The organism is Pantoea sp. AN62 (assembly GCF_050432985.1).
In the GTDB taxonomy this organism is placed as follows: Bacteria; Pseudomonadota; Gammaproteobacteria; order Enterobacterales; family Enterobacteriaceae; genus Pantoea; species Pantoea brenneri.
Map to the genome: position 1 here is coordinate 85,196 of NZ_JBNPYB010000013.1, position 10,018 is coordinate 95,213.

The 10,018-nt window shown below is 55.9% G+C and carries 10 protein-coding genes and 1 other RNA gene; 5 read left to right on the forward strand and 6 right to left on the reverse strand.

Annotated elements, in window-relative coordinates; translation table 11 throughout:
• Nucleotides 1–67: 67 nt before the first annotated feature.
• Nucleotides 68–1,066: a glyceraldehyde-3-phosphate dehydrogenase gene (gene gapA, locus FHW04_RS16135; RefSeq protein ID WP_069728542.1), complete on the reverse strand. Its 999-nt coding sequence runs from the start codon at nucleotides 1,064–1,066 to the stop codon at nucleotides 68–70.
• Between the two features lie 342 nt (nucleotides 1,067–1,408).
• Between gapA and msrB the strand changes: the two genes are divergently transcribed.
• Nucleotides 1,409–1,819: a peptide-methionine (R)-S-oxide reductase MsrB gene (msrB, locus tag FHW04_RS16140; RefSeq protein ID WP_031374600.1), complete on the forward strand. Its 411-nt coding sequence runs from the start codon at nucleotides 1,409–1,411 to the stop codon at nucleotides 1,817–1,819.
• Between the two features lie 5 nt (nucleotides 1,820–1,824).
• On the forward strand, nucleotides 1,825–2,106 hold the full coding sequence (locus FHW04_RS16145) for a YeaC family protein (protein WP_031374599.1): 282 nt from the start codon (nucleotides 1,825–1,827) through the stop codon (nucleotides 2,104–2,106).
• A 73-nt stretch (nucleotides 2,107–2,179) separates the two neighbouring features.
• Here the strand turns inward: FHW04_RS16145 and pncA are convergent, their stop codons facing one another.
• The 3 genes from pncA to sppA form a co-directional block, all read right to left on the reverse strand.
• Nucleotides 2,180–2,788, reverse strand: a complete 609-nt coding sequence (gene pncA, locus FHW04_RS16150; protein ID WP_031374598.1) for a bifunctional nicotinamidase/pyrazinamidase — start codon at nucleotides 2,786–2,788, stop codon at nucleotides 2,180–2,182.
• A gap of 16 nt (nucleotides 2,789–2,804) precedes the next feature.
• Nucleotides 2,805–3,818: an asparaginase gene (gene ansA, locus FHW04_RS16155; RefSeq protein WP_089561434.1), complete on the reverse strand. Its 1,014-nt coding sequence runs from the start codon at nucleotides 3,816–3,818 to the stop codon at nucleotides 2,805–2,807.
• Between the two features lie 97 nt (nucleotides 3,819–3,915).
• On the reverse strand, nucleotides 3,916–5,775 hold the full coding sequence (gene sppA, locus FHW04_RS16160) for a signal peptide peptidase SppA (protein ID WP_089561435.1): 1,860 nt from the start codon (nucleotides 5,773–5,775) through the stop codon (nucleotides 3,916–3,918).
• A 174-nt stretch (nucleotides 5,776–5,949) separates the two neighbouring features.
• Between sppA and FHW04_RS16165 the strand changes: the two genes are divergently transcribed.
• From FHW04_RS16165 to FHW04_RS16175, 3 genes are all read left to right on the forward strand, one after another.
• Nucleotides 5,950–6,501, forward strand: coding sequence for an NAD(P)H nitroreductase (locus tag FHW04_RS16165; RefSeq protein WP_031374596.1), 552 nt, complete (start codon nucleotides 5,950–5,952; stop codon nucleotides 6,499–6,501).
• A gap of 195 nt (nucleotides 6,502–6,696) precedes the next feature.
• A complete protein-coding gene (locus tag FHW04_RS16170; protein WP_069728541.1) occupies nucleotides 6,697–8,613 on the forward strand; it encodes a DNA topoisomerase III in 1,917 nt (638 codons plus the stop codon).
• Entirely contained in the window at nucleotides 8,610–8,918 is a 309-nt protein-coding gene (locus FHW04_RS16175) for a YnjH family protein (RefSeq protein ID WP_031374595.1), read from the forward strand. The genes FHW04_RS16170 and FHW04_RS16175 overlap by 4 nt, the downstream gene beginning before the upstream one ends.
• A 47-nt stretch (nucleotides 8,919–8,965) precedes the next feature.
• Here the strand turns inward: FHW04_RS16175 and xthA are convergent, their stop codons facing one another.
• Entirely contained in the window at nucleotides 8,966–9,772 is an 807-nt protein-coding gene (xthA, locus tag FHW04_RS16180; protein WP_069728540.1) for an exodeoxyribonuclease III, read from the reverse strand.
• A 171-nt stretch (nucleotides 9,773–9,943) separates the two neighbouring features.
• A non-coding RNA gene (locus tag FHW04_RS16185) (RtT sRNA) lies at nucleotides 9,944–10,018 on the reverse strand.

The following is a 10,018-nucleotide window of genomic DNA, read 5'->3' on the forward strand; positions in this document are numbered from 1 at the left end:
TCCTTCCTGAGCGGATCAAAAAAAGGGCGACCGAAGTCGCCCTTATTCTCAATGATGTCTGGCTGCCTTATTTAGCAGAAACCAGCGCAATCAGGTCGAGAACTTTGTTTGAGTAGCCAGTTTCGTTGTCATACCAGGAAACCAGTTTCACAAAGTTGTCGTTCAGCGCGATACCGGCTTTAGCGTCAAACACTGAAGTCAGGATTTCGCCGTTGAAGTCAGTAGAAACCACGTCATCTTCAACATAGCCCAGCACGTCTTTCATCTCGCCTTCTGCAGCGGCTTTGATAGCAGCACAGATTTCTTTGTAAGAAGCCGCTTTTTCCAGACGTACAGTCAGGTCAACGACGGAGACGTTAGGGGTTGGTACGCGGAAAGCCATACCGGTCAGTTTGCCGTTCAGCTCTGGCAGAACTTTACCCACTGCTTTCGCTGCGCCAGTTGATGAAGGGATGATGTTCTGAGATGCGCCGCGGCCGCCGCGCCAGTCTTTGTGAGACGGGCCATCAACGGTTTTCTGGGTAGCGGTAGTTGCGTGAACAGTGGTCATCAGACCTTCAACGATACCAAACTTGTCGTTGATCACTTTTGCCAGTGGAGCCAGGCAGTTAGTGGTGCACGATGCGTTAGAAACGATATCCTGACCCTGGTATTTGTCGAAGTTTGCACCACGAACAAACATTGGGGTGTCATCTTTCGATGGACCAGTCAGAACAACTTTCTTCGCGCCTGCAGTGATGTGTTTACGTGCAGTTTCATCGGTCAGGAAAATACCGGTTGCTTCAGCAACAACGTCAACGCCGACTTCGTCCCACTTCAGGTTAGCCGGATCTCTCTCAGAGGTAACACGGATTTTCTTGCCGTTAACAACCAGCGCGCCGTCCTGAACTTCTACGGTGCCGTCGAAACGACCGTGAGTAGAGTCATACTTCAGCATGTACGCCATGTAATCGGCGTCCAGCAGGTCGTTGATTGCAACGATTTCGATGTCAGAACGCTGTTGAGCAGCACGGAAAACGATGCGACCGATACGGCCAAAACCGTTGATACCTACTTTGATAGTCATATATTCCACCAGCTATTTGTTAGTGAATAAAAGGTTGCCTGTAAAATTACAAAAACCTTACCAGGCGTCAAGCGGAATCGTGTCAATTGTTGCGACAGGTCAATTCGCCTGAAAGGAATTATTCGATGCGCAATCGCTTGCGGACCGCCAATGATATCGCGCTTCGTTTAATCAATCGCCGAATATATAGGGATGCTCCGGATAAAAGGTGATCGAAGTCACAAATCCGGGTTGCAGACGTCGGACTGAAAGGGTGAGCACGAAAAAAGACCCGCCTTATGTTGATCATTTGTTAGAATAGTAGTCGAAATTTTCAGAATGGCACCTTCCGGAATCTTAAAAATGGCTAAAGACACCGCACCCGAAGCAAAAATTGCGCAGCTGACAGAAATGCAGCGTTATGTGACCCAGCATCGCGGAACGGAGCCGCCTTACAGTGGCGCACTGCTGCACAACAAACAGGAAGGCATTTACCACTGTCTGGTCTGTAACGCGCCGCTGTTTCTGTCTGAGACCAAGTATGATTCAGGTTGTGGCTGGCCGAGCTTTTACCAGCCGGTGAGCGACGACGCGATTCGTTATATTGAAGATGATTCACACGGCATGCAGCGCATTGAGATTCGCTGTGGTCAATGTGACGCACATCTGGGACACGTCTTCCCTGATGGCCCGCAGCCGACCGGAGAACGCTATTGCGTCAACTCCGCCTCACTGAATTTTACTGACGAGCAGGGCGAACAGACCAAAGGATAATGGCGATGAAGCAGCAACTTGAAGCGATGCTCGCCGCAATGACGCCGGAAGTCTATCAGCGACTGGCGACGGCGGTAGAGATTGGGAAATGGCCGGATGGCGTAGCGCTAACGCAGGAACAGCGCGACAACTGCCTGCAGCTGGTGATGCTGTGGCAGGCGCGGCATAACGACAGCCCGCAGCACATGACGATTGGCAAAGACGGTGAGATGGTCACGAAGTCGAAAAAGCAGCTTAAAGAAGAGTTCGGCATCGACTCAGACGTGACCCGCCTCAACCTGCACTGAGTGAGCCACCTTCACCGTCAACGGTTGACCCGCCTTTACCGGCAAAAAAAAGCTGGCTTAGCGCCAGCTTTTTTCATATCAGCACCGCGCCCTGGGCGGTCATTTGCGCGAAAGCGATCTCGCTGTCCTCGGGATTCAGGTTCACGCCGCGACAGCCTTCTTTGACCACCTCAACGTGATAGCCCAGCTCGAGCGCGTCCAGCACGCTGTATTTCACGCAGTAGTCGGTCGCCAGTCCCAGCACCACCAGATGCGTGATCTCGCGTTCGCGTAACCAGCTGTCGAGTTCGGTTTTGCGGCGATGGCCGTTATCGAAGAAGGCGCTGTAGCTGTCAACATCTTGGTCCTGACCCTTATGGAACACCGCATCAAACAGCGAACGCTCGAGGCCAGGATGGAAATCGGCCCCCTGGCTTCCCTGAATGCCGTGATCCGGCCACCAGATCTGCGCCAGACCGTTTAATTCGCCGAGGGTGTACACCGGTTCGCCGGAGACCGAGGCGAAACTGCCATGGTCAGCCGGATGCCAGTCCTGCAGCGCGACCACCGGTTCACCGTTCTGGATGAAGGTGCGCGCATAGCGGTTGGCGACCTCAACAGTCTGGTCGCCTTCATGGACGGCCATTGGGCCGCCCGGACAAAAATCATTCTGGATATCAATAATGATCAGTGCGCGTTTCATTACAAGTCGCTCCGTCTCAATCTTCTGTCAGTTCACCGCGCAAATTTTGCTGCATTTTGCTGCGTATTTCATCGGCGGAGAGGTTCTGGCTGAGTAAGAAGTGCAGCTTAGTCAGCGCTGCCTCAACGGTCAGATCAAAACCGCTGATGACGCCAGCATGTTCCAGCGCGTTGCCGGTGGCGTAGCCGCCCATATTGACCTTGCCCGAAATGCATTGGGTCAGATTGACCACCACGATACCGCGCTCGCTCGCCTGCTGGAGTTCTGCCAGGAACTCCGCATTCTGCGGCGCGTTGCCGACACCGTAAGAGCGCAGGATCAGCGCTTTTACCGGCTGACGCAGGAAGTTGCGTACCACATCGGCCGAGATGCCTGGATAGATGGTCACCACGCCAATCGGCTGGGGCGTAATAGTGTGCACAATCAGTGCACCCTTGCCTTGCGGTGCAGGCGGGGTATTCAGGCGGCGAATATGAATACCGGCTTCCAGCAGCGCGGAGAGGTTAGGCGAAGCGAAAGCATTAAAGCCATCGGCATGCGCTTTGGTGGTCCGGTTGCCGCGGTAGAGCGTATTGTTGAAGAACAGCGACACTTCGCTGATCGGATAATTGGCCGCGACATACAGCGAGTTCAATAAGTTTTGCTGCCCATCTGAACGTAGCTCCGCCAGCGGAATCTGCGACCCGGTGACGATAACCGGTTTAGCCAGATTCTCCAGCATGAAGGAGAGGGCCGACGCGGTAAACGCCATGGTATCGGTGCCATGCAGAATCACAAAACCATCATAGTGATCATAATTCTGCCGGATATCCTCTGCGATTGACTGCCAGTCCTGCGGCGTCATATCGGACGAGTCGATCAGCGGCTGATACTCATGAATGGTGAAATCGGGCATCTCGGGACGGTGGAATTCAGGCATGTTAGCCAGCTGCTGCTGCAGATGGCCGGAAACCGGAATGTATCCCTGTGCCGATCGCTGCATACCAATGGTACCGCCAGTGTAGGCTACGTAGATGTTTTTCTTTTGCATTAGAGAACTCAGACTTGCCGTAAAACGCGCAGTATAAGGGGAAAGGCGGGGAAAAGCAGCCCGACCATCGGCCGGGCTGCGAGGTTTATCGCACAGTTTAACGCACGTCGCCGCAGTTCAGGCAGAAGGCGTAACGGTTTTGCGGATCGTTAAGATGATCAAACAGACCGGGTTGGGCTTTCATCGCGCTCATCACATCCAGCATCGGCGCAGGCAGCCAGGCCTTGAGCGGATTCGGCAGCACCGCGCGTACCGAGGCGTTGACCTGGTTCAGCATCATATCAAGGAAGCTCGGGTCATCCTGATACCAGCTCAGCTGCGGTTTGCTGACTTTTGCCAGCTCACCGGCTTTCTTAACCGCATCGTCAAAGTCACCCAGTGCATCGACCAGCCCATTGGCTTTGGCATCGCTACCGGTCCAGACGTGGCCCTGCGCGATGGCGTCAATCTGCTCCGGCGTCTTGTTGCGTGACTTCGCCACCAGACCCACAAAGTTGTGATAACCATTTTCGATGGTCAGCTGCATCAGCTGCTGAACTTCGGTTGGCAGCGCTTTGGTGGTGGAGATATCAGCCAGCGGCGAGGTGGCCACACCGTCGGTGTGCACACCAATCGCATCCAGACTGTTTTCCAGCGTATTGATCACGCCAAAAATACCGATAGAGCCGGTCAGGGTGCTTGGGTTAGCCACGATGTAGTTGGCTGGGGTCGAAATCCAGTAGCCGCCGGATGCCGCCATGCCGCCCATCGATACCACAATCGGCTTACCGGCAGCATGCGCCGCCGCCAGCTCTTCGCGAATCGCTTCAGAGGCGGTCACGCTGCCGCCTGGGCTGTTAACCCGCAGGATAATGGCTTTGATTTTCGGATCGAGACGCGCATCGCGAATCTGTGCGGCGGTGGTATCGCCACCGACGTTGCCTGGCGTCTCTTCACCGTCCATGATCGCGCCGCTGGCGAGCACCACAGCAATGTTGCCATCCTGCGCCGAGGCCGGTTTAACCGCGTAGTCGTAGATGCTGACGCTGCGATAATCATTACTCTGCTTATCAAGGCCAAAGGTTTTCACCAGCTCCTGATCGGCGGCGGCACGGGAACCCAGCGCATCCACCAGCTTGTTATCCAGCGCGTACTGCGCAGTATCGCCTTTAACCGCATTCAGCCCGGCAATCACCGCCGCTGCACCCGGGAATAGCTGCTCTGGCGTAATCTGACGGTTCGCTGACACGGTATTCAGGTAGTTCTGCCACAGCTGACCCACCCAGCGGCTATCGGCGTCGCGGGCGGCAGGTGACATATCGTCACGCAGGAACGGCTCTACCGCAGATTTATAGGTCCCGACCCGGAACACATGGGAAGTGACTTTCAGTTTTTCCAGCAGGGTTTTGTAATACAGGCCGTTGGTGGCAAACCCGTGCAGATCGACCGTGCCCTGCGGCGACAGGTAGATTTTGCTGGCGTAGCTGGCGAGATAATATTGCGCCTGGCTGTAGCTGTCGCCCAGCGCATAGATCGGCTTGCCGCTGTCGCGGAATTCGCGCAGTGCTTTACCAACGTACTGCAGCGAAGGCTGATCGCCGCCGGCAAAGTCGCGTAAATCCAGCACCATGCCTTTAATGTTATTGTCCGTTTTGGCCTGACGAATCGCATCAACTACGTCAAACAACGAATTTTCCTGCAGCCGATCGCTGCTGGCCCCCAGCAACTGCCGGCCAATTTTGCTCAGCCGATTACTGACCGAAGGCTTATCGACCAGCACACCGCTGAGATCGACCCGCAGCGCACCTTGCTGCATCGGCGCTGAACTGCCGCCCGATCCGCTCACCTGCAGCCAGATCCCGACACCTACCACAATCAACAAAATCAGGAAAATATTCAGAATGAATTCCCTGATAAAATTTAATACCCGCCAAGTCCAGCGAAACAGACCTGCAATAATTCGCCACAATGTGCGCATCAGACTCTCCATATTCATGTAGCCGGAAGTGGCCGCCGCGCGTACCAGGCTTCCCCGACGAGCTCATCCTAAAGAGCAGCGTGCTAAAAGTCAGCAGGAATTCACCGCCGACTGTTACAAAAAATCTGACTGTGCCAGGATTACTGCAACATCAATGCGATCGGGAGAAAAAACATGGATGCACTGGAGTTACTGGTTAACCGTCGTTCGGCATCACGTCTGACCGACCCGGCGCCCGCCGGCGAGGCGCTGGAAAATATACTGCGTGCCGGTATGCGCGCACCGGATCACGGCACGCTGCAACCCTGGCGCTTTATTATTGTGGAAAATGAGGGCCGCGATCGGCTGAGTCAGCTGCTGGAGCAGGCAGCACGTGATAAGCAACTGGATGAGAAGGCGATCAACAAGGCCAGTCAGTCGCCGTTTCGCGCACCAATGATCATTACCGTGGTGGCATATTGTGAACCCCACCCGAAAGTGCCGCGCTGGGAGCAGATTGCTTCCGCCAGCTGCGCAGTGATGGCGATGCAGATGGCGGCAGCAGCGCAGGGCTATAATGGTATCTGGCGCAGCGGCCCGTGGACCGACGATCAGACGGTGCGCCAGGCATTCGGCTGCCGGGAACAGGATGCAATTGTCGGCTTCCTCTATTTAGGCACGCCGCAGCTGAAGTCCAGCACCACCGTGTTGCCGCCCGACACCGCGCCTTTCGTCAGTTACTTCTGACCCTTATCCTGAACCTGCCGGCAGGGCATCCTCTGGCCCTGCTTATTGAACGCTTCCTGTGCGAATGATCGCTATCCCGGTCCGTGACGCTTACGCCAGACGCCTTGCCAGGCTAACATAGCCGCCATATTTGCAGCCAACAGCGAACAACCGGTTATCACTGTTATTCCCTGATGTTAAGGATTACCTGATTCAATGCGTTTGTTTATTGCGGAAAAACCCAGTCTTGGGCGGGCCATTGCCGATGTGCTGCCAAAACCTCATCGACGCGGCGATGGATTTATCGCCTGCGGCAACGATCAGGTGGTGACCTGGTGTGTCGGGCATTTGCTGGAGCAGGCGCAACCCGACAGTTACGACAGCCGTTACGCGCGCTGGTCGTTAGCCGACCTGCCGATCGTTCCGCAAAAGTGGCAGCTTAAGCCGCGCCCGTCAGTCGCCAAACAGCTGAAAGTGGTAGAAGGATTGCTGGCCCAGGCCAGTGAGATCGTGCATGCCGGTGACCCCGATCGCGAAGGACAGTTGCTGGTCGATGAGGTGCTGGACTATCTCAACCTGCCAGCGGAAAAGCGCAGTCGGGTACAGCGCTGCCTGATCAACGATCTCAATCCACAGGCGGTGGATCGCGCGGTGAACCGCCTGCGGGAGAACCGGGAATTTATTCCGCTCTGTGTTTCAGCGCTGGCTCGCGCCCGTGCCGACTGGCTGTACGGCATCAATATGACCCGTGCCTGGACGCTGCTGGGGCGCAGTGCCGGCTACGATGGCGTGCTGTCAGTGGGTCGGGTGCAGACGCCGGTGCTCGGGCTGGTGGTGCGGCGCGATGAAGAGATAGAGAATTTCCTGCCGAAAGATTACTTCGAGGTAAAAGCCCACATCGTTACGCCGGATGAGGTGCGCTTCGTCGCCAGCTGGGTGCCGAGCGAAGCCTGTGAGCCGTGGCAGGATGAGGAGGGGCGTCTGCTGAAGCGGGCGCTGGCTGATCATGTGGTGGCGCGTATCACCGGCCAGCCAGCGGCGGTTACCGCCTACAGCGATAAACGGGAAAACGAAGGTGCACCGTTACCGTTCTCCTTATCCAGCCTGCAGATTGAGGCGGCGAAGCGTTACGGCCTGAGTGCACAAACGGTGCTGGATACCTGCCAGCGGCTGTATGAAACCCATAAGCTGATCACCTATCCACGTTCCGATAGCCGTTATCTGCCGGAAGAGCATTTCGCCGGCCGCCATGCGGTACTCAATGCCATTCAGGCCCATCAGCCGCAGCTGACGCCGCCGGCCGATTTTGACGCCGATCGCCGTAACCGCTGCTGGGATGACAAAAAGGTCGATGCGCACCATGCGATCATTCCGACTGCCCGCGCCGGTTCGGTGAAACTGAGTGAGAACGAGCAAAATATCTATGCGCTGGTGGCGCGCCAGTATCTGATGCAGTTCTGTCCGGATGCGGTGTTCCGCAAATGCGTGATAGAACTGGCGATCGCCGGCGGCAAATTCGTCGCCAAAGCACGTTTCCTGGCAGAAGCGGGCTGGCGGGCACTGCTCGGTAACAAAGAGCGGGATGAAGAGAATGATGGTATGCCGCTGCCGGTGGTCGCCAAAGGCGATGAGCTGTTGTGTGAGCGCGGTGAGGTGCTGGCGAAGCAGACTCAGCCACCGCGTCCGTTTACGGACGCCACCATCCTTTCTGCGATGACCGGGATTGCCCGCTTCGTTCAGGATAAAGAATTAAAGAAAGTGCTGCGTGCGACCGATGGTTTAGGTACGGAAGCGACCCGCGCCGGCATTATCGAACTGCTGTTTCGTCGTGGCTTCCTGGTGAAAAAGGGCCGCTATATCCACTCAACTGAGGCCGGACGTGCCCTGATCCACTCGTTACCCGATCTGGCTGCACGCCCGGATATGACCGCGCAGTGGGAATCCACCCTGACCCGGATCAGTGAAAAGGCCTGCCGCTATGATGAGTTCATGCAGCCGCTGGTGCAGACCCTGACCGGACTGATTCATCAGGCGCGGCAACAGCCTGCGGTGCATGCCTTTCGGGGCTTACCGTCCACCGGACAAAAACGTCCGGTGCGCAAAACAAAGCGTAAAGTCAAGGAGACGGAATGAGACGTTTTTCATTATTAATGGTGCTGGCCCTGTCGCTGGCTGGCGGTGCCGCAGAGGCCAACAGCCGACATCAGCCGCCGCCGGACAGCGACAATGGTGTCAACACTGACGTGGTAGTCGACCTGCCGCCGGAAGTCTGGACCCAGGGACAACGGCGTCAGCCGGACTGTCTGCGCTGCTGTATTTTTGATAATCGTAACTACAGCGAAGGGGCGGTGGTGAAATCGGAAGGGGTGTTACTGCAATGCGCGCGTGATGAACACTCGCTGGGCACCAATAATCTGATCTGGAAAATAGTCAAATAGTCGTCGCGTGGCAGTCGGCCACGCGACCTTCAGTTAAAACGCGTCGATCAGAAGCGGAAGGTGGACCAGATTGGCGCGTGATCCGACGGCTTTTCCATGCTGCGGATAGCATAATCAATGCCGCTCTCTACGCAGTGGGCCGCCAGGTTTTTACTCGCCAGAACCAGATCAATGCGTAAACCGCGGTTATCATCGAAACCCTTTGAGCGGTAGTCGAACCACGAAAAACGATCGGCGGTTTCAGGATTATGTTCACGCCAGGTGTCCACCAGTCCCCAGCCCAGCAGCCGATCCATCCACTCACGCTCTTCCGGCAGGAATGAACATTTGCCGGTACGCAGCCAGCGCTTGCGGCTCTCTTCACCAATCCCAATATCCAGATCGGTACTGCTGATATTCATGTCGCCCATGATCAGCACCGGTTTGTCGGCGGGCAGATCGTCGGTCAGAAAACGTTGCAGATCGCGATAAAATTTCTCTTTGGCCGGAAACTTGGTCGGATGGTCACGGCTTTCGCCCTGCGGAAAATAGCCGTTAATCACCGTGATGTCGCCAATCGGGCTGGGGATTTCAGCCATAATCAGGCGGCGTTGTGCATCGTCATCATCACCGGGAAAGCCACGGCGTACTGCTACCGGCTGTACCTTCGTCAGTAGCGCAACGCCGTAATGGCCTTTCTGACCATGATAAAAGACGTTGTAACCGAGCTTCGCCACGTCTTCCAGCGGGAACATGTCGTCATGGACTTTGGTTTCCTGCAGGCCGATGACGTCCGGACTATGTTGTTCGACCAGTGCCTGGAGCTGATGCGGACGGGCACGCAACCCATTGATGTTAAATGAAACAAATTTCATGGAATCGACCATTGTTCAGCGAGTAATAGGCTGGGATGGTAGCGATTTTTACTGAAAAAGTCATGACCGAAGCGTGGAAGATGATACGAGAGGGCAGGGACAGACCAACAGAGCAGGGGGAGATAAGCAGTAACAGCAGGTTAAAACAGGAGAGGGCGGCGGGAGAAGGATTATTCGGCGCGTTGCGCCTCACCCTTCGGGCCGCGCTGAAGCGCGTTGTCTCGCAAGGCTCGACCCGAACCTTAA

Excerpts from the sequence above, each read along its gene's own strand:
- FHW04_RS16175 (WP_031374595.1), top strand. The coding sequence starts at position 8,610 with ATGAGACGTTTTTCATTATTAATGGTGCTGGCCCTGTCGCTGGCTGGC.
- FHW04_RS16165 (WP_031374596.1), top strand. The coding sequence starts at position 5,950 with ATGGATGCACTGGAGTTACTGGTTAACCGTCGTTCGGCATCACGTCTG.
- ansA (WP_089561434.1), bottom strand. The coding sequence starts at position 3,818 with ATGCAAAAGAAAAACATCTACGTAGCCTACACTGGCGGTACCATTGGT.
- msrB (WP_031374600.1), top strand. The coding sequence starts at position 1,409 with ATGGCTAAAGACACCGCACCCGAAGCAAAAATTGCGCAGCTGACAGAA.
- pncA (WP_031374598.1), bottom strand. The coding sequence starts at position 2,788 with ATGAAACGCGCACTGATCATTATTGATATCCAGAATGATTTTTGTCCG.
- xthA (WP_069728540.1), bottom strand. The coding sequence starts at position 9,772 with ATGAAATTTGTTTCATTTAACATCAATGGGTTGCGTGCCCGTCCGCAT.
- gapA (WP_069728542.1), bottom strand. The coding sequence starts at position 1,066 with ATGACTATCAAAGTAGGTATCAACGGTTTTGGCCGTATCGGTCGCATC.
- FHW04_RS16170 (WP_069728541.1), top strand. The coding sequence starts at position 6,697 with ATGCGTTTGTTTATTGCGGAAAAACCCAGTCTTGGGCGGGCCATTGCC.
- sppA (WP_089561435.1), bottom strand. The coding sequence starts at position 5,775 with ATGCGCACATTGTGGCGAATTATTGCAGGTCTGTTTCGCTGGACTTGG.
- FHW04_RS16145 (WP_031374599.1), top strand. The coding sequence starts at position 1,825 with ATGAAGCAGCAACTTGAAGCGATGCTCGCCGCAATGACGCCGGAAGTC.